Annotated in this window: 26 protein-coding genes; 19 read left to right on the top strand and 7 right to left on the bottom strand. The window is 48.9% G+C overall.

Annotation, left to right across the window (positions count from 1 at the left end):
• Nucleotides 1-24 precede the first annotated feature (24 nt).
• Nucleotides 25-681: a DUF2959 domain-containing protein gene (locus tag ACXAF9_RS05275; RefSeq protein ID WP_475071322.1), complete on the top strand. Its 657-nt coding sequence runs from the start codon at nt 25-27 to the stop codon at nt 679-681.
• A 55-nt stretch (nt 682-736) separates the two neighbouring features.
• Here ACXAF9_RS05275 and ACXAF9_RS05270 read toward each other — a convergent pair whose 3' ends face one another.
• From ACXAF9_RS05270 to ACXAF9_RS05245, 6 genes are all read right to left on the bottom strand, one after another.
• Nucleotides 737-1,114: a lysozyme inhibitor LprI family protein gene (locus ACXAF9_RS05270; RefSeq protein WP_475071320.1), complete on the bottom strand. Its 378-nt coding sequence runs from the start codon at nt 1,112-1,114 to the stop codon at nt 737-739.
• A 69-nt stretch (nt 1,115-1,183) separates the two neighbouring features.
• Nucleotides 1,184-1,951: a glycoside hydrolase family protein gene (locus ACXAF9_RS05265; RefSeq protein ID WP_475071318.1), complete on the bottom strand. Its 768-nt coding sequence runs from the start codon at nt 1,949-1,951 to the stop codon at nt 1,184-1,186.
• A 104-nt stretch (nt 1,952-2,055) separates the two neighbouring features.
• Nucleotides 2,056-2,781, bottom strand: coding sequence for a hypothetical protein (locus tag ACXAF9_RS05260; protein ID WP_475071314.1), 726 nt, complete (start codon nt 2,779-2,781; stop codon nt 2,056-2,058).
• Between the two features lie 14 nt (nt 2,782-2,795).
• Nucleotides 2,796-5,417, bottom strand: a complete 2,622-nt coding sequence (locus tag ACXAF9_RS05255; protein ID WP_475071312.1) for an MlaD family protein — start codon at nt 5,415-5,417, stop codon at nt 2,796-2,798.
• Complete coding sequence (locus ACXAF9_RS05250; RefSeq protein WP_475071309.1) at nt 5,414-6,040, bottom strand: paraquat-inducible protein A; 627 nt, start codon at nt 6,038-6,040, stop codon at nt 5,414-5,416. Before ACXAF9_RS05250 ends, ACXAF9_RS05255 begins: the two co-directional genes overlap by 4 nt.
• Complete coding sequence (locus ACXAF9_RS05245; RefSeq protein WP_475071305.1) at nt 6,033-6,692, bottom strand: paraquat-inducible protein A; 660 nt, start codon at nt 6,690-6,692, stop codon at nt 6,033-6,035. The genes ACXAF9_RS05250 and ACXAF9_RS05245 overlap by 8 nt, the downstream gene beginning before the upstream one ends.
• A gap of 223 nt (nt 6,693-6,915) precedes the next feature.
• On the opposite strand from ACXAF9_RS05245, the gene pdxH reads away from it, so the two are divergent.
• Genes pdxH through ACXAF9_RS05230 form a run of 3 tightly spaced genes read left to right on the top strand, consistent with a single transcriptional unit; the run spans nt 6,916 to nt 8,706 of the window.
• Nucleotides 6,916-7,566, top strand: a complete 651-nt coding sequence (pdxH, locus tag ACXAF9_RS05240) for a pyridoxamine 5'-phosphate oxidase (RefSeq protein WP_475071303.1) — start codon at nt 6,916-6,918, stop codon at nt 7,564-7,566.
• Nucleotides 7,563-8,234, top strand: a complete 672-nt coding sequence (locus ACXAF9_RS05235; RefSeq protein ID WP_475071299.1) for an alpha/beta hydrolase — start codon at nt 7,563-7,565, stop codon at nt 8,232-8,234. The genes pdxH and ACXAF9_RS05235 overlap by 4 nt, the downstream gene beginning before the upstream one ends.
• A 10-nt stretch (nt 8,235-8,244) precedes the next feature.
• The gene (locus tag ACXAF9_RS05230; RefSeq protein ID WP_475071297.1) at nt 8,245-8,706 is read left to right on the top strand and encodes an FKBP-type peptidyl-prolyl cis-trans isomerase; all 462 of its coding nucleotides are present in this window, start codon (nt 8,245-8,247) and stop codon (nt 8,704-8,706) included.
• A 32-nt stretch (nt 8,707-8,738) separates the two neighbouring features.
• Here ACXAF9_RS05230 and ACXAF9_RS05225 read toward each other — a convergent pair whose 3' ends face one another.
• Complete coding sequence (locus ACXAF9_RS05225; protein WP_475071293.1) at nt 8,739-8,996, bottom strand: hypothetical protein; 258 nt, start codon at nt 8,994-8,996, stop codon at nt 8,739-8,741.
• Between the two features lie 462 nt (nt 8,997-9,458).
• On the opposite strand from ACXAF9_RS05225, the gene ACXAF9_RS05220 reads away from it, so the two are divergent.
• From ACXAF9_RS05220 to ACXAF9_RS05150, 15 genes are all read left to right on the top strand, one after another.
• Entirely contained in the window at nt 9,459-9,728 is a 270-nt protein-coding gene (locus ACXAF9_RS05220; RefSeq protein ID WP_475071290.1) for an STAS domain-containing protein, read from the top strand.
• A gap of 16 nt (nt 9,729-9,744) precedes the next feature.
• The gene (locus ACXAF9_RS05215; RefSeq protein WP_475071288.1) at nt 9,745-10,107 is read left to right on the top strand and encodes a response regulator; all 363 of its coding nucleotides are present in this window, start codon (nt 9,745-9,747) and stop codon (nt 10,105-10,107) included.
• A gap of 6 nt (nt 10,108-10,113) precedes the next feature.
• Complete coding sequence (locus ACXAF9_RS05210) at nt 10,114-12,240, top strand: chemotaxis protein CheA (protein WP_475071285.1); 2,127 nt, start codon at nt 10,114-10,116, stop codon at nt 12,238-12,240.
• Between the two features lie 2 nt (nt 12,241-12,242).
• Complete coding sequence (locus ACXAF9_RS05205; RefSeq protein WP_475071283.1) at nt 12,243-12,752, top strand: chemotaxis protein CheW; 510 nt, start codon at nt 12,243-12,245, stop codon at nt 12,750-12,752.
• A 36-nt stretch (nt 12,753-12,788) separates the two neighbouring features.
• A complete protein-coding gene (locus tag ACXAF9_RS05200) occupies nt 12,789-15,125 on the top strand; it encodes a methyl-accepting chemotaxis protein (RefSeq protein ID WP_475071281.1) in 2,337 nt (778 codons plus the stop codon).
• 67 nt (nt 15,126-15,192) lie between these two features.
• A complete protein-coding gene (locus ACXAF9_RS05195) occupies nt 15,193-16,038 on the top strand; it encodes a CheR family methyltransferase (RefSeq protein ID WP_475071278.1) in 846 nt (281 codons plus the stop codon).
• Nucleotides 16,039-16,057: 19 nt separating this feature from the next.
• Nucleotides 16,058-16,690, top strand: coding sequence for a chemotaxis protein CheD (locus ACXAF9_RS05190; protein WP_475071276.1), 633 nt, complete (start codon nt 16,058-16,060; stop codon nt 16,688-16,690).
• A gap of 9 nt (nt 16,691-16,699) precedes the next feature.
• The gene (locus tag ACXAF9_RS05185; RefSeq protein WP_475071273.1) at nt 16,700-17,767 is read left to right on the top strand and encodes a protein-glutamate methylesterase/protein-glutamine glutaminase; all 1,068 of its coding nucleotides are present in this window, start codon (nt 16,700-16,702) and stop codon (nt 17,765-17,767) included.
• A gap of 33 nt (nt 17,768-17,800) precedes the next feature.
• A complete protein-coding gene (locus ACXAF9_RS05180; protein WP_475071271.1) occupies nt 17,801-18,985 on the top strand; it encodes a methyl-accepting chemotaxis protein in 1,185 nt (394 codons plus the stop codon).
• Nucleotides 18,986-19,024: 39 nt separating this feature from the next.
• Entirely contained in the window at nt 19,025-19,333 is a 309-nt protein-coding gene (locus ACXAF9_RS05175) for an STAS domain-containing protein (protein ID WP_475071268.1), read from the top strand.
• Between the two features lie 12 nt (nt 19,334-19,345).
• Nucleotides 19,346-21,085 (top strand): SpoIIE family protein phosphatase, encoded by a 1,740-nt coding sequence (locus ACXAF9_RS05170; protein ID WP_475071266.1) that lies wholly within the window; start codon nt 19,346-19,348, stop codon nt 21,083-21,085.
• Nucleotides 21,086-21,279: 194 nt separating this feature from the next.
• On the top strand, nt 21,280-21,414 hold the full coding sequence (locus ACXAF9_RS05165) for a hypothetical protein (RefSeq protein ID WP_475071264.1): 135 nt from the start codon (nt 21,280-21,282) through the stop codon (nt 21,412-21,414).
• A gap of 250 nt (nt 21,415-21,664) precedes the next feature.
• Nucleotides 21,665-22,072 (top strand): GNAT family N-acetyltransferase, encoded by a 408-nt coding sequence (locus tag ACXAF9_RS05160; protein WP_475071262.1) that lies wholly within the window; start codon nt 21,665-21,667, stop codon nt 22,070-22,072.
• Between the two features lie 96 nt (nt 22,073-22,168).
• Nucleotides 22,169-22,969, top strand: coding sequence for a DODA-type extradiol aromatic ring-opening family dioxygenase (locus ACXAF9_RS05155; RefSeq protein WP_475071260.1), 801 nt, complete (start codon nt 22,169-22,171; stop codon nt 22,967-22,969).
• 97 nt (nt 22,970-23,066) lie between these two features.
• Nucleotides 23,067-25,010 carry a methyl-accepting chemotaxis protein gene (locus tag ACXAF9_RS05150; protein ID WP_475071258.1) on the top strand — a complete coding sequence of 648 codons (1,944 nt, stop codon included), beginning with the start codon at nt 23,067-23,069 and terminating at the stop codon, nt 25,008-25,010.
• Nucleotides 25,011-25,012: the final 2 nt, after the last annotated feature.

Genomic DNA, 25,012 nt, shown 5'->3' with positions numbered 1-25,012 from the left:
TCAGCGGTCAAAAAGGAACAGAGAATGAAGGTTGTGACTTTATTAAAAGCGGGTGTGTTAGGGGCTGCACTCACTCTGGCTGGGTGCCAAAGTGCCTACTATGCCGCGATGGAGCAGGTGGGTGTGCATAAGCGCGATATCTTGGTGGACCGTGTGGAAGAGGTTCGTGATGCGCAGGATGAAGCCAGCGAGCAATTTACCGATGCGCTGACGCAATTCCGCCAAGTGGTTCAGTTTAATGGTGGTGAATTAGCCGACTTATACGATGATCTCAATGCAGAGTACAACGACAGCAAAGCCGCAGCCGATGAGGTTCATGCGCGTATTGCTCAGGTCGAGAGCGTTGCAGAGGCCCTGTTTGAAGAGTGGGAAGCGGAGCTTGATCAGTATCAAAGCGCCACCTTAAAAGCGCAAAGTGCCTCATCGCTTCGCCAAACCAAACAGCGTTACCGAAGCCTAGTTAAAACCATGAAACAAGCCGAAGGCCGAATGCAACCTGTGCTGCGCGCGTTAAATGACAATGTGCTCTATTTAAAGCATAACCTAAACGCCCAAGCGGTAGGGGCCTTAAAAGGCGAGTTTGGTACCTTACAGCGAGACATCGACCGCTTGATCAAAGATATGCAGCGCTCCATTGATGCATCGGATGCCTTCATCCAATCCTTAGAGCAGCAAGGCTAACCGCCTTAAGGTTTCGGTTAAAAAAGCCTGCATGATGCAGGCTTTTTATTCTGGCTCAGTAGTTGCCCAAGTAGTGAAGCAGTTGAACAACACGCGCTTTGATCAAGGCGCATCGATATTGGGCGATTGATAAGCGTGATGATGTTCCAAAGCGACTTTGAGTCCAATTTTGGTTCTGAAACTCAAACTCCTGATCACGAAACGTAATCCACGCCTTCTGAGACGTTTTTAAAGCCTTCTTTTCACTCGCTTCAAGCTCAGACATCAAAGCCGAGTAAGCTTTGTTTAGCTCGGTATCCAAGAAAGTCTCGTATTCCGAATAAGCTTTTACGTAGTCCCCAGTGGAGTAGTCACCTGTTACGATTGACTGTTCAATGACTGTAGCTCTGTGAGTAAAGTCTTCAACTTTACTGGGAGCATCAGGGTTATCCACAGCAAACGTGACAGTAGATATTAAAACCAAAAAACTTGCTAAACATTTACTCATTTTTTTAAACATATATCACCATCGTACATAAATGCCTTTTGAATAGATATTCCATTCAGATTTGCGTCTATTGACCAAGCCTGTCATGACCTGCCCTTGGGACTTATTCCAAGCTTTCCAAGCAGCTTCAATAGAACTATAAGGTGTTATTGCAGTAGGATTATTTAATAACTTTAGAACGGATGACTTTTTGAACGCAGTTATTCCGATGTTATAAGTGAAAATAACTAAGGCATCAAACTGGTTTTGTGTTAAGGATGCTGTAACACTTTGTTTTACGCAGTTCACGAAAGGTAGAAGATCTTTCCCGAATAGCGTTTCAGCCGTTTCTTCATTGATTCCATTTTTATACAGCTCCCAATCGGTCTTACTGATTAAGTGGCCATAGCCAATGGTAGCTCCTTCTATCCATTCGGATATCTCTTTGCCTGTTTGGTCGTCATAAGGTTGAAGCTTTAAAACTTCAATTTCCTTTAACAGGTTTTTACCCTTAGAGCTGAACGTCATGGAGGCGTGGCTGACGGGGATGATGGTTTTTGTAACGATAAGTGCTTTTAAAGTTCTACCGTTAGGGTCCACTCGGGCATCAGGTCGAATCATTTTCAAGTGCTGCTTTTGAAAAGCTTCTATTCGACTGATTGTTTTGGGGCCAATAAGCCCATCCACAGATAAGGGAGAAACGCTAGGCGTGTACTTATGTTTATTCAAAAGGTTCTGAATAACCTTAGTATCGTTTGGGCGATTCTGTCCCTGTTTGCCTACTGAGGCAAAGATCTTGTCCATAACAAATTCCTTTTGTTAGATTAGCAGGCGAACGTTATCTAGCTACTGGGTTCTTGTCAAACCTATGAGTGTATTTTCGCGATAGCTCAGCCTTAGTAAAAGATTCAAATCGGCAATAACGTTGTTGATGCCACGCCGTGTAAGACTTTATTGATCGCACGATTATTTTGGTCTGCCACGATCTCGGCCATCATATCTTGCAGGGCGATCATTTTGCCGAACAGTCGCTCGATGCTGAGGTTGATCTCTTCGGTGTCATAGGACAGTCGGTTGCTGACGATGAACGGCTCGCCTTGTTCATCCAGTTTGTGGGTGAGTAACCATGCAACGGTTTCAAGGTTGCGGGCACTGTTGTAGAGCTTTTGCTGATCCAGCGAATCCAGCATGAAAAATTCGCGTTGGTAGTTGTAGCTTCGGTGCAGCATGCCGGTTACACCAACCATTAACGCGAACACACGGTCGCCGGTAAAGTCGGGGTCAAAGGCGCGGTGAACAGCCTGGTTGGCGTAGTAGTCACCCAGCTCCGAAAAGCGGATGATGCGCGGATACGCAAAAAGCTGTGCTGTGCGCGACTCAATGCTGGTGCCCTCGGGCGCTTTGGCCAGCTCTCGCGGGTTAAGTTTATACAGCTTGATGAGTAAGCGCTCTGCAAGCTCGTTCACCGTTTCAAGGTGCATATCCGTGACCATATCGATCTCGGATTTGGCCAGCTGTTTGATGGTGAACGGTTTGCGTTCTTGATTAAGCGTTTGGCAACCGCTCAGTAAAGCGATGAGGCACACGGCACTCACCGCTTTAACTGAGCGGGTCGAGGTAACAAAAAACAGCATACGACCCTTACTTATCAGTCATCCTTTACTGTAAAGATAGCACCGGATTTAGCCGGCGCACTGTCATTAGGCGAATCAAAGCTTAAGCCGCCGCCAATGATGGTCTCAAGACTATCGGTTCTTACCTTAACGCCACCAAACAAAGAGGCATCAACCTTGATACCGCTAATGTTGATAAAGGTGCTGTTATGCTTCAAATAGCCCGTGTACTCAGGCTTGATGTTCACGAAAATATTGACGTGATTGCCTTCACCAGCTGGCGGTAAGTCGAAATTGACGACGGAGCCCACTGGAACCTTTCGATAAAACACGGGGCTGCCTTTTACTAAAGAGCCTAAATCGGGCGCTTGAACAATGATGTTAAGCCCCGACTCATCCTGAAACCCTGGGGCTTTGGATTGGCCTTGGAAGCTGAACTGTGCTGCCCCTTCACCTTGAGTGGCCGCAATGTAGTTACCCAGCAGCATACCTTCTGGGTTTTCGATCGCGCTTAGGCGGATTTTAGTGCTGACCACCCAGAACTGGCTGCCTTTGCGTGCCAGGAAATGCCCATCCCGGAACAGGTCGATCTCCGCTTGGATACTTTGTCCATCATTAATCACGGCGACACTGCGTACCTTACCCACCACTTGGCCTTTATAGCGGATGTCCGCCAATGGCTGAAGGTCTTTACCAGCTGGGAAGGTAACCGAGATACGAAGAGGCTGCAGCTCGCTTTGTGTCTCGTTGTTGTACAGCGTAAATAGGTGATTCGTGTTCACGGCTTTGCCATCGGCAAAGTTCGCAAACGCGACGCCGCCGGTTAACAGGGACTCGACCGATTCCATCTTAAGATCCAGTGCACGTAAGGACACATCGGCCGAGATGCCGCTGGCATTCCAGAAACGAGTACCTTCGTGAACCAGGTGCTTATAACGAGACTCGACTAAGCCGCTCATGGTGACGCTTTTGCCATCTTTATTAAGACTCACATCGGTTAATTCACCCACGCGAATCTGTTTATACAGGATGGGGTCGCCTGCTTTTAAGGAGCCTGTCTCCTCCGCATGTAGACGCACTTTTAACGCGCCAGAAAAACGTTTATCCGCAAGGCGGCCTTGATCGGATGCCTCTTGATAGGAGGTGTGTAGATCAAAGCGTGGGGCTTTATCCCCTTTGAACGCGCTACCGCTTGACCCTTCTGGCGTGAAGAAGGCGATTCCGCCAAACAGTAAGGAGGTAGCGGATTCTGTACGCAGATCAACCCCTTTCAAGCTTGCGTTGACCTGCACGCCACTGGCGTTCCAAAAGCGGCTTTTTGAAGAGACAAGGTGGCGATACTGGGACTCAATAGCCGCGTGGATAATCACCTGCTCACCTTTTTCATCCAGCTCGTAATTGAGGACTTCACCGACCGGTATTTGACGATACAGGATGGGCGCGCCCCGAGTGATGGAGCCCAGTGAATCGGCCACCAAATCAATGGTCAATCCATTGGTCAGCTGTGGTTTAGCAGGGGCGATTTTAAGGGCGGTAAACTCCGTGGTCTCCTCGCCTTGTCCGGGTTCTAGCTGTATATAACTTCCCCTAAGTAGAGAGCCTACATCGGAAAGATTCGAGAGCGACAGCTGGGGTTTATGCAGCCAAAATCGTGAGCCTTTGCGCAACAAGTTTTTTGCGCGCGGATCCATCAGGGTGACCGCATCCAAATACTGAAAGTCATCGGTCAACTGAGTGCTTTTCACTCGGCCAACCGGTACGCCACGACTGATCACCTGAGTGCCTTCATCTATGTCGGTGGCCCCGGGGAAGCGTAGTGAAACTTCGATCCCCTCTTGAGCATCTTCGTAATCGTCATAGAGCGGGAATTGAGTGCCGTTTTTGGCAATATCAGCCGAGTCATCGGGGGTTGAGAAGTGAATGCCTCCGGCAATGATGGCGGCAAGCGACTCCATTTGAACGTCAATTTTAGGCAGATCCGCTTTGATTCGAATGCCACTGGCGTTCCAAAAACGGGTGTTCTCTTTGATCAGCTTGCTGTAGCGCGGGTCGATGTAGGTTTCGATCAAAACTTGGTCGCCCTTTGGGTTCAGCGTATGGCTAAGGACCTCACCTACCTCAATGTCTCGATAGTAGACTTTGGCGCCTTGATAGACGGAGCGCGCGGAATCCGCTGTCAAAGTAAGGTACAGGCCATCAGTGTCTTTTAACGGCGGAGGCGGTTGGTCCAGTGCAATAAACTCGTCACTGGAATCCCCTTCGGAACCCGGTTGAAAGGCGATGTAATAGCCCGAAAGCAGCGTTTCCAAGCCGCGTACACCGGATAAAGAGACTTGCGGCTTTACCAGCCAAAACTGCGCTTCACTGGTTAACGAGTCCGAAATTTCGGGCACCATCTCGATGGTGGCACGCACTCGGCGAAGATCCTCATCAATCTTCAAATTCTTGACCACACCAGTGGGTAAGCCTCGGTAAAGTACCTTGGTTTTACCCTCTTCAAGGCCAGTGGCTGAATCGAACATCACCTCAATCATGACGCCTTGGTCACGGTAGTTGGTATACACCAACCAACCGGCAATGATGGCCGCTAATAAAGGCAAAATCCACACGACTGAGGGCAGTCGGCGGCGGGTGACAACAGGGGTTGTCTCACTCATGGAAATACTCCAAGCTGTTCTAATCGCTTATCCCAAATTAACCGGGTATCGAAACTGTGGGCGGCCAACATGGTTAGCACAACCGAGGCACCAAACGCCGTAGCTCCGGCATTGCCGGTCACGCTGGCTAAGCTGCCTAACTGGACAATGGCCGCTAAAATGGCAACGACAAAGACATCCAACATGGACCATCGGCCGATCCACTCGACAAAGCGATACATCCACATTTTTTGATTCAAATTGGTGGTCCAACCGCACTGCACGGCCAGTAGTAAAATGATTAACCCAATGATTTTGAGCACAGGGATGATCACCGAGGCGGTCAGCACCACCAAGGCAATGCCGTACATACCGTGATCCATCAGCTGAAGCACACCTTCCAAAATGGTGGCCGGTCCGCCTTGGCCGAGTGATTTCAAGGTCATGATCGGTAACACATTCGCGGGGATCAGCATAAAAGCTGAGGTAATCAACAAAGCCCAAGTGTGCGCGATGGAGTGTGGAATACGGCCGTGTAGCTTGTAGCCGCACCGATCACAACGATGATGCTCGTGCGCTTTGGGAAACACCTTGCTGCAGCAATGACAGGTGATTAAGCCGTTTTGCAGCGCATTGTTACTCATAGCTGCGGCCCCATTTGCGTTTGTCCAACTGCTCTATCCGCCGCCAAAAGCGCTCTTTATCCAGTTGTGTGGAGCTTAAAATGGTGACAATGATCAAGCCGGCCAAACTGTATAAGCCTATGCCGGGTGTCACAGCGGCCACGTCAATCAGCTTGATGATCGATACCAGAATCCCCAGCATGTAAATCTCTAACATGCCCCAACTGTCGAGTTGCTGATAACCCCGCATACACCACGCTAAAAAGGGCGCTTTTTGATGCCAAAGTAAACAGGCACTCGTGTAGGCCATCAAAACTAATTTAATAAACGGAATGATGATGGCGCAAAACAGAACCAACCCTGCGACAAAATACAGGCCGCTGTTGTACATCGCTTTCACCGATTCAAAGATGGTTTCTGACTGCTCCAGTCCCAACGCTTTAAGCGATAGGATCGGAAAGATGTTGGCCGGAAAGATCAAAATAAGCCCCGCCAATGCCGTGGCTAAGCACCACTCGATGGAGTGATGTTTTCGATCGATTAACACGGTTTGGCAGCGTGGGCAGCGAGCTTCATGGCGATCCGGAATGGCAGGACGTTTGAGCATTTGATCGCAGGCCGGACACACTAAAACGGTGTACAGATCGCTGTTGGGAGAAACCTTAATGGGCATATTCCATTTGAAATCGTTGAACAAAGCTGAGTATGCCAGAACTGTCGATAAAAACGCTATGCCTCTTACGCATAGTTCTAAACAAGAGTGGCCAACCAAGATTTGTTGAGTTAGCGCAACCAATCGACATTGTGGGCATCGACCGATTGGATTCCCGCGTAAGTAAGGGTGAGCTTGCGCCCAGTATTGGTTATAGTGCGGGCAATTCGATAGGAGAGACAAGATGGCACACTCTGGAGATTTAACTGAATTACGCCGTGAGTATTTGGCAAGTGGCATCACAAAAGCCGACATGGTCGCCGACCCGGTAGAGCAATTCCGCAATTGGTTTGAGACCGCCCGTGAATACCGTCCTGATGATGTCAGCTCAATGACACTGGCAACGGCGGACGCCACGGGTATGCCTTCGGCCAGAATTGTGCTGTTAAAACATTTTGATCAGGATGGTTTTGCCTGGTACACCGATTACGAAAGCCAGAAAGGGCAGGCGCTTGCGGCTAATCCTAAAGCCGAAATCCTGTTCTACTGGTACGGCCTAGAGCGCCAGATCCGTATTCAAGGCTCAGTCGAAAAACTGACGCCTGAACAAGCCGATCAGTACTTTAATTCACGCCCTTTGGGCAGTCGCTTAAGTGCCAATATCTCCCGCCAAAGCCAGCCTGTGGATAACCGTGAAACGTTAGAGGCGAAAGTGGCTGAGCTTGAAGCATCCATCACCGACGATCACGTTCCACGTCCAGAGCGTTGGGGTGGGTATCGCCTTGTACCAAGCCGCTTTGAATTTTGGCAAGGACGCGAAAGTCGACTGCACGATCGACTGATTTACGTTAAAGATGATAATAATCAGTGGGCTATCGAAAGGATTCAACCATGAGTGATCAAGAACTTTTATCGGTACAGTGGCCACAACCCTTTGATGGAACCCCCGATGCGGTGGTGATCTGGTTGCACGGTCTTGGGGCTGATGCGTCGGACTTTCCGCCGACAGTGCCGTATTTGGAATTGAACGATCAACAAAACGTTCTGTTTTTGTTCCCCAATGCGCCGGTTGTCCCGGTCACTGTGAACGGTGGTTGGGAGATGCGCGCGTGGTACGACATCCTGTTGATGGAGCAAAACCAACGGGTGATCAACGAAGATGATCTGGAAGCCTCGGTGCGTCGTCTTGAAGCGATAGTTGTTAATGCGATCAATCAAGGGGTGCCTGCGAATCGCATTTTTCTCGTTGGTTTTTCACAAGGGGGCGCGGTCGCTTACGAGGCGGCGCTTAGAATCTCCCCGAACATCGGTGGCGTCGTGGCGATGTCGACCTATCTGGCCCGTGAGCTTCACACCATTGAAGTGGCCGCCTCTACCCAGTTGCCCATTTTGGTCCTGCATGGAGATCAAGATGATGTGGTTACCCCGGTTATGTGTGACAATGCTCTCAAACAGCTGTGGGGCTTGGGGTTCTCACCAGAGGAGCACCGCTACCCTATGGCGCACGAAGTGAGTGTGCCGTCGCTAAAACAGATGGGGCTATGGCTTCAAGATAGGCTTTAGAAGTAAACCGATGAAGATTACAAAAGATACGTACGTCACATTTCACTACACCTTGAAAGACCGTAACAAAGAGGTGGTTGATACGACCGAAGGTGAAGATCCAATCCCTTATTTGCACGGCTACAAGCAGATTGTGCTTGGCCTTGAAAATGCGATGGAAGGCAAAGAAGCGGGTGACAAGTTCAAAACCACCGTTGCCCCGCAGTTAGGCTATGGCCTGCACGACGATGCAAAAGTCTTTGACGTTGAACGCGCTTTGTTCGATGGTATGCCTGATCTTGAACCGGGTGTTATGGTCCAACTGACGAATCCTCAAGGACACCCCGAAGTAGTGACGGTTCTGGCCATCGATGATGAAACCGTAACCGTGGATGCAAACCATCCGTTCGCTGGTGAAACATTGGACTTCGAGATTCAAGTTATCTCTGTCCGCGAAGCCACAGAAAGCGAAATTCAACAAGCCCAAGCGTAAGGGCTGTTTTTAAAGGGTCTGATCGAATCTGATCAGACCTTCTCTCGCCATTCCAAATCCCCAATGTGGACGTTCAGCCATTCAAAACCGATGCGTTTTGCGACCGCGGCTGCCCCATCCAAGCTTTTGAACTCCCGTTCTTTTTTACTGCGCTGAAGATCCAGCGTAATCACATTCCCATCCTTAGCGATGAATTTCAAAGTCCAGCCACGCGACATTGAGACGGGTGCTGCTTGGCAAGACTCGAATACACCTGCGTTGAACAAAAGCTTAATTTCTCTTTCTTGCATTTTCTTTTACCAGTTTTGATTTGTCTTAACTAACTAATGATTAGTATAAAACTTATAACGATAAATCACAAATTTTTATTGAGAGATTTAGCTATCTAAGTTTTTGTTTTTTAAAGTGAAAATATTTTTTTTGAAGTTTCTTTTGGGAATGTTTTTGATGGTATGTAAGTATCTGAATTTAAAAGGGATTTTGGGTGTTTGGTCTGGATTTAAATTTTAAATCGATAATCGCTTACAGATAGTTTTTATTGGTTTTTTGTTTCGTCAAAAATGATTTTTGATTGTTTTAAATCATGATCTGGCTAAAACCCAACAGGGTCGGGCCAAATTTCGAAGAAAAATGGGTGTTTTAAACACCTTTGACTAAAGATTTACTGAAACTGAACGACACAAGAGGTGTATCTGGAAATTTGGTCTAGGCTGTAAATATCCACTTCTTAAACAAGGTTAGGGAGAACACGCATGCAACTGCCCGCTCAGTTGATCATTCAAGTCATCGAAGACTGGTTTGAGCAGTTCCAGAAAGATTGGTCTCCTGGTAGTCCCTGTGAACTCGATGGTTCTGGGGTGGAGCGCATAGACACTGCAGGCCTTCAGTGCTTGGTAGCCATCAATAAAAACCTGATGACTCAGGGGATGTCGCTGTCTTGGACTGGGGTATCCGACACCTTGACGCAAAACGCGAAACGTTTGGGTGTTGAGCAGTTAATCAACCTACCAGATCACGATTAATTTTGGAGAACGATGTATGGCAACAATATTGGTAGTGGATGACTCTGCGTCACTAAGAAGCATGGTGGTTTTCACGTTAAAGCAAAATGGCTACAACGTGGTTGAAGCGGGGGATGGTCAAGAAGGCTTGAACAAAGCCAAAGGCGGCAGTTTTGATCTGGTACTCTCTGATGTGAACATGCCCGTGATGGATGGCCTCACGTTTTGCGCCGAGCTTCGTAAACTCCCTGCTTTTAAGTTTACTCCGGTGCTGATGCTGACTACAGAAAGCTCGCCCGATATGAAGCAAAAGGGTAAAGCCGCTGGCGCCACTGGGTGGTTGGTTAAACCGTTTAACCCAGACACCTTAATGGCTACGCTGAAAAAAGTAATGCGGTGATCCCTCATGAGCATTGATCTGTCCCAGTTTATTCCAACCTTCCTGGAGGAGAGCTTCGAAGGGCTTGATGTCATGGAAAATGGCCTCCTGAATCTGGATGCCGAAGACCACGAGACGATCAATGCCATCTTCCGAGCCGCGCACTCCATCAAAGGTGGGTCCGGTACGTTCGGCTTTAATCACATCACCGAATTTACCCATGTGGTCGAAACCTTGCTCGATCAGGTTCGAAGCGGCCAACGTGAATTCAGCGAGCACTTGCGTAACTTGCTGCTCGAATCGGTGGATTGTATTCGCATGCTGCTTGAAGCTGCACGTGATGGCAGTGAATGTGATGATCCTCAAATCGCCGATGTTCATGGTCGCCTAAGTCAGGAGCTGTCTGGCGATTCAGCTGATGCACTCAGTGACAGTGAACAGCCGAAGGCGGATGACTCATCCGATGGCGGTGTTTGGCACATCCAGTTTGTACCTGAAACGCAGCTGCTGTTGACCGGTAATGAGCCATTACTCTTGCTGGATGGTTTGCGTGATTTGGGCGATGTTACGTTAACCGTTAATACCGATGCGGTTCCCGGTATTGATGCGCTAAACCCTGAGCAGCTTTATCTGACCTGGAATATTCATCTGGTTTCTGAGTGTGATGAAGCCGCTATCCGAGAGGTGTTTGAGTGGGTTGAAGATGATTGCGAATTATTGATCACTCAATCGAGCGCTGACACACTTGAAGACAACGCCTTGGATGCCCAGGCTGATTCCCCAGTCGTCGAATCAGAGGCAAAAGAGCACGCGGCCGATCCCGTTGAAAAAACGATCGAAGAGAAACCTGCCGAAGAGAAAGCCGTCGCTCCCCCACCTAAAGCCGCGGATAAACCGGCCAGCAAACCTGCCGCACGAAAAAATACCACCGAAGCCAGTTCGATCCGTGTGGGTATCGACAAAATCGATGCCCTGATCAACCGGGTCGGTGAGTTAGTGATTACCCAATCCATGTTAGGACAAGTCGGACTTGAGCTGAATGACATGGAGCATCCTGCGGTTGAGCGCTTGTATGAGGGACTCACGCAGTTAGAGCGCAATGCGCGCGATCTTCAAGAAGATGTGATGCGCATCCGAATGTTGCCCATCAGTTTTGTGTTTAACCGCTTTCCGCGCATGGTTCACGATGTCAGCGCGAAACTGGGTAAACAGGTTGAGCTGGTGGTGCGTGGTGAACAGACCGAACTTGATAAAACCGTTATGGAGAAAATCGGTGACCCCTTGGTGCACCTTCTTCGTAACTCGTTGGATCATGGCCTTGAACCCCCCGAAGAGCGGGTGGCGGCCGGAAAACCAGAAACCGGTATCGTCGAACTCAATGCCTATCACCAAGGTGGCTACATCATCATCGAAATTCGTGATGATGGGCGTGGCCTGAACACCCAACGGATTCGTGAAAAAGCACTGGAAAATGGACTCATCACTCATGACCAAGTGATGACCGAATCAGAGATAAACGAACTTATTTTCCGTCCCGGATTTTCGACCGCCGCCGAGGTCAGCGATCTTTCTGGCCGTGGTGTCGGTATGGATGTGGTGCGTCGAAACATTGAATCCTTAGGTGGCAATGTGGCGGTGAAATCCGAAGCCGGTAAAGGCTCAATCTTTACCGTCAGCCTGCCGTTAACCTTAGCGATTTTGGATGGCCAGTTGGTGCAAGTGAACGATGAGATCTACATCGTCCCTTTGGTTTCGGTGGTTGAGTCGATTCAAGTATCCCAACTGACCTTAAAGTCGGTTGCGGGAGAAGGGCGATTATTCCACTTCCGTGACGAGTACATTCCGATCATTTACTTACGACGTGTGTTTGACCTTGCGAGTAACCCGAATGCGTTTGAGGACTCCTTGATGGTGGTCTTGGAAGCCGGTGGCCAAAAAGTGGGATTGGTGGTTGATGAGCTGCAAGCCCAGCAGCAAGTCGTGATTAAAAGTTTAGAGACCAATTACAAACGCATAGATGGCCTCTCCGGCGCGACCATTTTAGGTAACGGCGATGTGGCTCTGATTTTAGACGTCGCGGGCTTGCTGAAGGTGGGTCTTGACCCACTGCATGTCTCGTCTATGAAAACTGTGATGCAGGAAAAGGTGGCCTGATCATGACCGATGCAGCAGAACTCATCACTGAAGATAGTCGTCAATTTTTGACCTTTATCTTAGCGGATGAAGAATACGCGGTGGATATCCTTAGTGTGCAAGAAATACGAGGGTGGATGCCCGTAACCCGTATACCCAATGCGCCCAGCTACATGAAAGGGGTGCTTAATTTGCGTGGTGCCATTATCCCTGTCGTGGATTTGAGAGCGCGTTTTGGGTTGGAAACTCGGGATTATGGCCCTACCACGGTCGTGGTTGTCGTGTGGGTGAACACCGGTCAGAAACAACGTTGCATCGGGTTGGTGGTGGATGCGGTTGCAGAAACCTACACCATCCCGATCAGTGAGATTCGAGGAGCCCCGATGATGGGTAGTGGTATTGACCCGGCTTACATTGAAGGGCTAGCAACCGTCGATGAAAAAATGGTGATCCTGATGGACATCGACTACTTGTTGAATACGGGGGATCTGGAATGCGAAGCCGCTGATCACGCCCCAGCTGAAAGTGCCTGATGGCTCGCAGACCTGTGAACACGAAAGGAGAGATCCATGAAAATTAATATGCCGGTTACAGATCGCGAAGTGAAAGTGATCCCGGGAAAAGAGTTGGTGACTAAAACGGACTTAAAAGGCCGGATCACTTACGTCAACCAAGCCTTCATCGAAATCAGTGGTTTTTCGGAGCAAGAGCTGGTTGGGCAAAACCATAACGTGGTGCGTCACCCCGACATGCCATCAGCCGCGTTTCAAGACCTTTGGGATACGCTCAAGCTGGGCCGCCCTTGGTGTAAGTTGGTGAAAAATCGGTGTAAAAACGGGGATTACTACTGGGTAAAAGCGAACGTCACGCCGGTCTATCAAAACGGTCAGGTCGTTGAATACATGTCGGTTCGAACCATTCCAACCGATCAAGAAATACGCGATTCTGAAGCCCTTTACGCCAAACTGAATAACCAAGAGGCGTCCATACCTAGCCCGAAAAATGTGGTTGAATCGACGTTGTCAAAAGGCATCTTACAGTACGTGGGGGTGGCTGCTGCGATGACGGTCGTTATCTCGGCCTTCTTTGCTGCGATGGGGCAATACGCATGGATGGAAGTGGGGCCAGTTCTTGGTTTGATTTACCTGTCGGTCATGAGCCTCAAGCTTGTGAAAAGTGATGTTCAAGATCCGATTGAAAGCACATTGAAAAGCCTGAAAAAAATCGGTGAAGGGGATTACTTTACCGAAATCGCTGTGAATGAGTCGGGCGAAATTGGGCAACTGAAGCGGGGGATTAAATCGCTCGCGATCAAACTAGGATTCGATGTTAATAATTCCAAAGCTGTTGCAACGAACGCCATGCGCATCAAACAAGCGCTCGACAGTGTGTCCTCCAATGTCATGATGGCAACGCCTAATGGCGACATCATCTACATGAACGATGCCATCTTAAACATGTTCCAAGTGGCCGAAGCGGACATCTGTAAGGACTTACCCAACTTCAGTGCGAGTGGGTTAATGGGCCGTAATATCGATGATTTCCATAAAGATCCATCGCATCAGCGCCGGATGTTGGAAGCGCTGACCAATACATTCCGAGGCCGAATCAAAATTGGATCACGCTCTTTTGATCTGATCGCTAACCCTGTGAGATCCGATGAAGGTGAGCGCTTGGGTACCGTGGTTGAATGGTTGGATGTGACCGATCAGCTTCAAGCTGAAAAAGCGATCGAAGATATGATTCGAAGTGCCAGCCAAGGTCAGTTGAGCGAGCGTTTGGATTCGGCCGCTTACTCCGGTTTCATGCAGAACGTGGCTTCCGGTGTGAACGAGATGCTAGACACCATTGTGGCACCCGTGCGTGAAGCAAAACGGGTATTGATCGCTTTAGCCGATGGCGACTTAACACAGCAGATGAGCGGTAACTTCTCGGGTGAGTTCAGTGAGCTGAATGATGCCTTGAATGTATCGATGAATAAACTGCAGGACATGGTGATTGATATCCGCGCCGCCGGTGCCAACATCACTACCGGTGCGTCTGAAATTGCACACGGTAACACCACTTTAAGTCAGCGTACGGAAAGCCAAGCGGCCAGCCTTGAAGAAACGGCAGCCAGCATGGAAGAGATGACCAGTACGGTGAAACAAAATGCTGAAAACGCACAGCAAGCAAGCCAATTGGCCGAGCGTGCGAAAGCCTTGGCGGATGAAGGCAGCGATATCTCTGGCAAGGTGGTTCGCTCGATGGGCGATATCAGCAACAGCTCGAAGAAAATTGCTGAAATCATCGGTGTGATTGACGAGATTGCGTTCCAAACCAACTTGCTTGCTTTGAACGCAGCGGTTGAGGCAGCGCGCGCCGGTGAACAAGGCCGAGGTTTCGCGGTGGTTGCATCTGAGGTTCGTAACTTGGCACAACGCAGTGCCAGCGCTGCAAAAGAGATCAAAGAGTTGATCTCCGATAGCGTTGATAAAGTCGAAGAGGGTGGTCGTTATGTGGATGAATCCGGTCGCGCGTTAAGCGAGATTCTGGATGGCGTTCAACAAGTGGCAGCGATCATTCACGAAATTGCTTCTGCTAGCCGAGAGCAAGCCAGCGGTATTGAACAAGTCAACGTGGCCGTCACCGCGATGGATGAAGGCACCCAGCAAAATGCGGCGCTGGTTGAGGAGGTTGCAGCCGCTTCCGAATCAATGGAAGAGCAAGCGCAGCAACTGCAACGCCTAGTGAATGTGTTCCGAGTGGATGGTGTGGATGAGCCACAACCAACAGCCGCTCCGGCTAAGCGTCAAACCACATCGAGCCCATCTAAAGCCGTGTTAAACGCGGCAAAGGGTAAGGAAAACCGCCCAGCCCCTGTTATGCGAGCGGCGACCAGTGATGATGAGTGGGATGAGTTTTAAACCACTTTGAGGTAGGTCAAACCAGCCCGGTTGGGCTGGTTCCGTAAGCATAGGAGGCTTAACCGCCATGAGTCACACACTGGGCGATCAATCACGGGTTCGTGAATATCGTTACACCGATGCTGATTTTCGACATATCCGTAAAACCTTATATGACCACGCGGGTATCTCATTATCAGATTATAAAAAGGACATGGCCTACAACCGCCTAGTTCGTAGGATTCGTGTTCTGAATCTGAACGGGTTTGCGGAGTACTTTGCCTACCTTGAGAACACCCCTGATGAGTTTGGTCAGTTCATTAACGCTCTGACCACAAATTTGACCTCGTTCTTTCGCGAGAACCATCATTTTGAGTGTTTGAAAAACCAAATTTTACCGTCGTTGGACAAAGCGGGACAAAAGCGCATTCGTATCTGGTCGGCGGGTTGCTCTGTTGGGGAGGAACCTTACAGCATTGCGATGAGTTGCCAAGTGGCGGGTATCGATCTTCAGCGTATTGATCTTAAAATTTTGGCCACGGACATCGACTCAACGGTGTTAGCGACGGCCAAAAGTGGTGAGTACGGTTTAGAGCGTATCCAAAGCATTCCAGAGAACTATCAGAAAAAGTTTGTTGAGTACGACAAGCTCAAGCCCAATGTCGCGATCATGTCGCCAAAGATACGCAACATGATCACCTTCAAAGAGCTGAACCTGATGCAAAACTGGCCGATGAAAGGGCCGATGGATGTGATCTTTTGCCGCAATGTCATGATCTATTTCGACAAAGAAACTCAGATGCAATTGTTGGATCGTATGGCTGAGTTGTTAACGCCCAACGGCATTTTATTTGTGGGTCACTCGGAAACACCGTTCCGTTTGACCGATCGTTTTAAGCTGGTAGGTCAGACGATTTACCGTCGAGTGTATTAGTAATCGAGGAGGATCAAGGATGTCATCAGTTCACGCATTGAACCCTCCTCCAGGTGAGCCTTTAATCGGATTTAATCATTTTCAGCGACAGTGGTTTAAGAAAGAGCAGTGCTACTCCGTCAAGATTAAACCCGGCGAATACTACGTCACTCGTGAGCATGAGGCGATCATTACCTTGCTGGGGTCTTGTATTTCAGCTTGTGTCTGCGACCCCGTGACCGGTATTGGTGGTATGAATCATTTTATTCTGCCTGAGAATGATCGCTTTCAGAATTTGGCGCAATCCGAGACGGCGCGCTATGGCGTGTTTGCCATGGAGCAGCTGATTAACGAAATCTTAAAGCATGGCGGCCAGCGTCACCGCTTAGAAGCAAAGATCACAGGCGGCGGGCAGATGATCCCAGGGATGAGTGATGTGGGGGATCAAAACATCCGCTTTGTGAAAATGTTTTTACAAACCGAGGGGATTCGCCTGATCAGTCAGGATGTCGGTGGGGAGTATGGCCGAAGGGTGGCTTACCTTCCTTTGCAAAACCGCTTACTGGTTAAACGAATGCCAACACTGCATAACAGCCGACTGTACTTGGCCGAGAACAAATTCCGTCACCAGATCGAGCAGCATAATGATGGCAGTGATGTCGAATTGTTTTAAGGGGAGCCTATGAACCCAATCAAAGTCCTGATTGTGGACGATTCCAATTTGGTACGCACCGTTCTGACCGAAATTTTAAAAACGCAGAACGATATCGAGGTGGTGGGTGCGGCAAATGATCCATACGAAGCGCGCGAGATGATCAAAACGTTGGAGCCGGATGTGCTCACGTTGGACATCGAGATGCCCAAAATGGATGGCGTAACGTTTTTGAAAAACCTCATGCGCTTAAAGCCGATGCCGGTCGTGATGCTGTCAACGCTCACCGCGAAAGGGGCCGAAGCGACGTTAATGGCGATGGAGCTGGGTGCAGTTGATTTTATCCAAAAGCCCGGACAAACCGGAGCCAATATGCTCAAAGGTGAGTTTTTAGAAGAACTGACCACAAAAATTCGGGCCGCTTTCTTGGCAAAAAAGCACATCCAACGGAAAGGCCAAGCATCACCGGCGGCCTCTTATGCACCCAAACCAAAACGCGAAGCGATTCATTTAGCGCCAACGGCCAGAGGGCAGTTAGTGGCGATAGGTTCCTCTACCGGCGGGACAGAAGCCCTGTTTGAGTTGCTCACTGCTTTACCAACAGGGATGCCGCCAATTGTTATTGCCCAGCACATACCACAAACCTTCAGTGCACGGTTTGCCGAACGGCTGGATAAACGTTGTGAGTTGACGATTAAAGAAGCGCAACATGCCGAAGTGTTACAAGCCAGCCATGTTTACATTGCCCAAGGTGGAAAGCACCTCAAGGTGAAACGGCAAGGCGGGGTTTTAAAGTGTTTTATCGAAGACAGCGAACCGGTTAATCGTCATAAACCTTCGGTTGAAGCGCTGTTTGATTCCTTGATCCCTTTAGAGCTGAGCTCGCTCACAGCTTTGATGCTTACAGGCATGGGAGCTGATGGAGCCGAGGCGATGTTGCGATTAAAAAATCATGGCGCAATGACCATCGCCCAAGATGAAGAATCCAGTTTAATTTGGGGTATGCCTGGGGCGGCGGTAAAGCTTGGCGCTGCAAAAAAAGTTTTACCTTTGCCACGAATGGCCGATGCACTTATTAAGCACCTGACCGCCAGTTAACCCACGGGTGACGATCCGATAACAAGAGAAAAGATGATGAACAAAAAAAGCCTCCTGATAGCCGGTTTTGTACTCTCGGTCCTCTTCACCGCTGCTGGGGAATTCGCGGCTATACCGTTAGTGCATTGGGTCGGTATAGCGGGACTTGCGGTGATTGCGTTGGTGGCACTGAAAGGGCCCAGCGGTTCGCCAGCCAATACCAAAGTCGTCAGTGATGATGCATCGCTTGCCACTGACCTGAGCACAAGGGAAGCCTTTCGTGAACTGAAAGAGTACCTGCTGTTTGAGTCTCAGGTGATTCATCAAGAGATTAAACGTGTAGACCATCTGATCAAAGAAGCGGTTGATGAGATGAACTGCTGTTTTGTCCGGATGAACAGTGTCGGTCAACAGCAAGGTGGCATGGTTGCGGAGCTTCTGAACGTGTCCAACAATGATGACGGGCCAGAAGCGTTAAACATGCAAAACTTCCTGACTGAAACAAGCAAGATCTTGGATCAGTTTGTCGACATGATGGTGAACGTCAGTAAAAACAGTTTAGAGACGGTGCACCACATTGACGACATGGTGGAGCAGCTCGATGGTATCTTTAGCTTGATTGAAAACGTAGAGGGCTTGGCTTCGCAAACGAACTTATTGGCCCTTAACGCCAGTATCGAAGCCGCACGTGCAGGTGAAGCGGGTCGCGGGTTTGCGGTGGTTGCAGATGAGGTACGCTCATTGTCGATCAGCTCGGCCGAGCTTAACAATCAGATTCGCGAAAAGATCACGGGTGCTAAATCCACGATCTCCAACCTGAAAACTACCGTGAGTAAAACAGCCACGGCGGACATCACTGAAACCATCGAAACCAAAGAGCGAGTCTCGGTGATGCTGGGCAAAGTAAGTGATATGAACTCGATGATGATGAATCGTGTCGAGAAAATGAAAGCCTATGGTAACGAGCTTAATGCTTCGGTGGCGGATGCAACGCGCTCCTTACAGTTTGAAGATATCTCCTCTCAAGCGCTCAACTCGTTAATCGTTAACCTTGAGGGGGTGAACACTTTGGCGGATAACATCAGCCAATTAGACCTCCCAGTGCCGGAGCCCATGGCTGAAAAAATATCGGGCATTGCGGCTTATTGCCAAGAGCAACGTAAAAATGGTGAAGCGCGAAATCAACACCGCACCGTATCCCAAGTCGATATGGAAGAAGGTGATGTAGAGCTGTTTTAACCCTGAATCAGTGACGTATTTATTTGAATTGGAGTCAATATGCCCATTAGCAGTCAATCCTCTCCGGATCTTGCGCAGGTTACTATCACCATCACCGAACGCTTTGATTACGGGTTGCATCAGGATTTTCGTACCACTTATCAGAAAGTGGAGCAGCCTGGCACGATCTTTCGTATTGATCTAAGCCAAGCAACTTATATGGACAGCTCGGCACTGGGTATGGTGCTACTGCTCAAAGAGCACGCTGAAAAGTGCGGCGGTGAAGTCATCATCTGTCAGCCACACAGCAGTGTTGAAAAAATCCTACGCATCGCCAATTTCGATCGCTTTGTAAAAATTGAGCACTAAAAGGGGTTGTGAGTGGTCGATCCGAAAGCGTCAAAAATGGTTCTGATTCTTGATTCCAATTTAGAGCGAAGTTCGTCTTTAAAAGAGCTTTGTAAATCTCTCAATTATCAAGTTTTAAGCTACCTTTCGCTTGAAACAGCTAAATTACAAGTCAGTGAGCAGCTCCCAGATCTTGTTTTCATGAACTTGTCGATGCATAACTCGGGCTTGATTGGTTGGATCACTTCTTTAAAAGAAAGTGCAGGGCATAGTTTTTTACCGGTCATCTGTTTGATTGATGCGGTTTCTGACACTTTAATCCAAGAAGCCGTTGAAGCTGGGGCCGATGACTTTATAGATTGGCCTTGTTCATATGAGGGTCTGCGAGCTAAGTTGATCGCCATAAGACGTATGAAAAAGTTGTATCAGGAGATACATGATCTTCATCAGATTCGTCAACGAGATGAAGAGGTCGCAGAACAAATCTTCAGTCGTGCCATCGAAAAAGACAATGTCCTAACTGACTGTATACGCTTAGTGCGCCGAGCGGCTGAAACCTTCAGCGGAGACCTTCAGCTAACGGGTCGTCGTCCCAATGGTGATGTAAATGTACTATTGGGTGATTTTACGGGTCACGGATTAACTTCTGTTGTTGGGGCGCTACCGGTTGCTGAAACATTTCGAGCCATGACAAATAAAGGTTATGAAGCGCCCGAGATACTTAAACAGATCAATACTAAGCTTTGCGCATTACTTCCGACTGGGATGTTTCTTGCCGCTATATGGGTCACGATTACTCCAGAAGGACATTGCATCATTTGGAATGGAGGAATGCCCGATCTTCTAGTCCTTGATCAAGACGGAGAGGTTGATCGGCGATTTAACTCTGTTGATCCACCCCTTGGCATCTTGAAGAGCATGGGATCTCTTATGATGCGTTCTTGCGTGTTGTTACCTGAGCAACGAATACTGATGATGAGTGACGGGGTATCAGAAGCACGTAATTTTGAAGGCGAATACTACGGCGAAGAACGCGTCTTAACGTCGGTTTCACTAGCAAGCCAATCAAGCGCTCCGTCCTTATTACCCTCAATGATGAGGGATCTAGATCATTTTTTATGCGGCTTTCATCAAGAAGATGATATCAGCTTGATTGAAATCCCCTCGAATGTTTTCCAAAAGATTGAGGTGGAAGCATCTACAGCAACGTCTTCATTAGAAGAGCCTGCGATCATTAAAGAGGCTAAATCTGGTTCGGAAATATTTGATTCGCAAGCTGCTTGGTGTTGGAAGCTCGTTTTACGTGGTAAAGACTTAAAACGTGTTAACCCTGTGGCTTTAGCCATGAATCAGCTACAAGAAATAGAAGGCGCTCAGGATCAATGGCACGTAGTGTTTACCGTATTAACCGAACTGTTTTTGAATGCGTTGGATCACGGCATATTAAAGTTGCAATCGGATCTTAAATCCACGGCTGAAGGGTTCACGCAATATTTTGTAGAGAGGGAAAAACGGTTAGAGGAGTTAAAGCCTACCGACTTTGTGAGTTTAGATATGTTCTTAACCAGAAAGCAGGGTAGCGAAGGTGGTTTATTAATCATTGTTCTTAATGACAGCGGTGACGGTTTTGACGTTTCTACCGTGCTTGATAAGAGTGATTCAGAATCGGCTGTGGTTCCTTTTGGTCGAGGTATACCGCTGGTCCGACAAATCTGCCGAAGCCTTACGTATAACGATAATGGTAAGAGTGTTACCGCTTTATACGAGTGGTGATGGCTAAACATTGATTCGGATCAATCGAGGTGGCTATGGATGCATCGGTGATTTTCGAAATAGTCCTTTTAACTCAATGCGTTATTCTCGCTGTGTGGCTCTGGTAAAGTAACCATTGAGCCACATCAATTCTTTCTTTACCCGCCAGAGCTAGGCTGTTCCTACTGAGTTAATAAAAAATTACGAGGTGGAGCATGTTCGGAATCGATCCTTATTCGTTTGAAACCTTGTGGCCAAGCTTACTCGGGGTGGCCGCAATCTCAACCGCCATGGTGTGGGGGTTCATTAAAATTCGCCATCTCATCAATGAAGATGTGAAGAAAAAGTAAGTTCCCGTTTCCATGTGTGTTGTGAAAATGTGTCTTCTTGCAGCCAGACAATCGTCTGGCTTTTTTTGACAATCCCCCAACATGCGCTATACCTAAGTAAAGTCTTACTGTTTTATCTCATGTTTTAACCTCTTATCTCAAGCAATGCTCTAGCAGGGGATCTAACAAAGGGGCAAGAAGGATCGAGCCCCTTTGATTTTTTCATCCATCAAGCGATGATACGTATATCCACCACAATCTCTGTATCCTGATGCACGAACTTCCCCAACCTTTGTGGCGCACCTTGCACCCATTTTACAAAGCCAATGCCTTTGAAGGGTTTCCCTCTAAACACGATCGCGTATTCGTAAAAGAGGGAAGCAACGAGACCATTCTTGCGGTTGCCCTTATCCAGTCCAAAGCCGGTGTTGATCTGTTATCGGGCGTGTTGGTGGATCAGTCCCAACGCCAGCAAGGGATTGGCCGGGAATTGGTGAAAGAGGTTGTGATGATGTGGCACAAAGAGTGTGATCGCCTTTTATATTGCTTAGCAGAGCCCCACTTAACCCCTTTTTACGAGGCCTGCGGGTTTCACCTCAGTAAAGGCACGGCGCAGCTGATGCGTTTGAAGTGTCGTTACGAAGGGGCAAGCCGGACGCTGTGCGTTTTTGAAGTGTGAAGGTATATTTTTTGTGCATGATTGTCTTTATAAGTATGCATGATTGTTCTTTTTAAGTTGGGAGTACACTGTGTTTAAGTCATAGGAGAAACACATATGTCATTACCCACTTACTTTTTATCCCACGGTGGTGGCCCGTGGCCTTGGATGAAAAAAGAGCAAGGCGACACCTTCCTTCAGCTCGAACAGTCGTTGATTGAGATCCCAACAAGCCTTCCAGAGGCCCCAAAAGCAGTGCTGGTGATCAGCGGGCACTGGGAAACCGAGGGGTTTCGTATTTCCTCGTCAGAGCGCCCTGGTATGGTGTTTGATTACTACGGTTTTCCGGAGCATACCTACCATATCTCGTATCCAGCGCCTGGCGCGCCGTGGTTGGCGGAACGCGTACAAACCCTATTAGGTGCAGCGGGCATTGATGCGGTATTGGATGCCGAGCGCGGTTTTGATCACGGTACCTTCACCATGCTAAAACCCATGTACCCTGATGCCACGATGCCGGTTGTCCAGTTATCGTTGGAAAAAGGCTTAGACCCCGCTTTGCATCTGCGCATCGGGCGTTTGCTAAAACCTTTACGCGACGAGGGTGTGCTGATCATCGGAAGTGGACTTAGCTACCATAATCTGCGCCGTTTCGACCCAGGTGCCAGTGCCCCGTCCAAAGCTTTTGATGATTGGTTACAGCACAACCTTCTAGAGGCGGGACCGAGTGCCCGTACCCAATCGTTAGTTGAGTGGGAGCAAGCCCCGATGGCTCGGTTTGCGCACCCAAGGGAGGATCACTTAATCCCCTTGATGGTGGCCGTAGGCGCAGCCGAAGAGGAAGCGGGTGCGTGTATCTATCATCAAGAGGATCTTTTCAAATCCATTACGGCGTCTAGCTTTCGATTTGGGGTGTAGAAAACTACTCTTTTAGTCCTATTTTTCACCACTTGGCTCACGGTTCGATTGAATTAGTCGATACTGATATTCATCTATTAACCAGTTTGGATTGAATATGCTGTCGAACATCAAACTAGGAGCTAAGTTAGGTTTAGGGTTTGGTGCTGTTATGGCGTTAATGGCTGTAGCGGCACTGTTTGCTATTCTATCGCTGAAAGCATCCGAAAAAGGGTTTGTGGCTTATGGGCAAATGAGCGACACCACCCAAATGGCCAATACGATTAATATTGAAATGTTAGAGGCCAAAGTTGCCTTTCAGACGTTTCTTGAAACCCACACCGAAGATGATTTAACTCAGTTTCAATCCTCACTTTCCAGCTTAAAAATGGCCTTATCGGCGTTGGAGCCAGGCATAGACCCTGAACAACGCCCTGTCCTGACCGAAGTGCAATCCAAACTCTTGGGATACGAAACCATTGCTGAGATGCTTCGCAGCCAGTTACATGAAGCCGATGCTCTGATCCAAGATAAACTCAGTGTTCGCGGTGAGGAGATGAGTCTAAGCATGGCGGACATCATCGAACGGGCCAGCGACGATGACGACACCATGGTGATGTTCAGTGCCGCTCAAGTACAGCAAGCTTTGATGGCGACGCGTTTGTACGTCAGTCAGTATCTTAACAGCTGGGATACTCAGGATTATCGACGTGCGATGCAATCGTTTGAGAACGATGTAGATGAGCTATCAGATGAACTCGACAGTGACATCTCAACGGCCGATATCCGGGTCAAGTTCTCAAACTTTAGGTCGGAAAGTGAAAGCTACATCGAGCACCTTCAATCTCTGTACAGCCAATTGGAAGCGCTCAAAGAGGGCAAGTTGGGGATGCAAGTAATGGAGGAGGATGTGATCTCGCGCATCTCCGCTTTGGAAGCCTCGGTCGTGGATTCCCAAACGGCTCTCAGTGCTCGTCTACAAGAAGAGGCGCAGCGCGAAGTGATGTTAGTGGGGTTGATTACGCTGTGCGCCATTGTGATGGGGGCGGTGTTCTCGTTTTATATGTCGCGTCTGATCAGTCGACCACTTAAAGACGCGGTTCACATCGCCAATGATTTGGCGGCCGGTAATTTGGCCATTGAGGTCCGCTCCAAAGGGCGCGATGAGATCGCCGAACTGCTCACCGCGTTAGGAAATACGGCCCAATCACTGCGTACTATGATTGGGCAAATCTCAAAAGCCAGTGATCAGATGAGCGATGCTTCAACGCGCATGGCAGGGGCAACCCAAAGGGCGCAGCAAGGCAGTCAACAGCAGGTTGAAGAAACCGATCGAATGGTGGATGCCATTGGTGATTTAAAGATCACTGTCGACCGAGTCACGGATAATGCCGCGCAAGCCTCGAGTGCGGCACATGAAGCCGAGCAAGAGTCGACACAAGGGCAACGCATTGTTGAGCAGACTCAGCAATCGATTCGTCAGCTGTCCACTTCTGTATCTCATACGCAATCGCGTATTCAAGACTTGGAGCTACAGAGCAACAACATTGGTGGCATTGTCGATGTGATTCGGGACATTGCAGAACAAACCAACCTACTGGCCCTTAATGCCGCCATTGAAGCGGCGCGTGCGGGCGATCAAGGTCGCGGCTTTGCGGTGGTGGCCGACGAGGTTCGGGTTTTAGCAAAACGCACTCAAGAATCGACCGAAGAGATCCGTCGCTTAATCGAGGGGCTACAAACGGGCACCAAAAGCGCCGTGATGTCGATGGATGAAGGGCGTTCCATCACCGAACAAACGGTTGAGTACTCAGAAAATGCGCACCAAGCGCTATTGGCGATTATGCAGGCGGTGAAGACCATCAACCGTCTCAACCAAGAGATCTCTCACGCCACGCAGGAGCAAAGCGGAGTGACCCAGCAGGTGCAAGGCAGTGTCAATCAGGTACGAAGCGTTGGTCAAGAAAGCGCCTCTCATGCCAACCAAACGGCCAGTGCAGCCGAAGAAATCCAACACATTGCAGGACAACTGCACACCATGGTGGCGCGCTTTAGGGTGTAACC

The organism is Neptunomonas sp. ABH4_499 (genome assembly GCF_056160565.1).
This window is presented reverse-complemented; position numbering and strand designations above follow the sequence as displayed.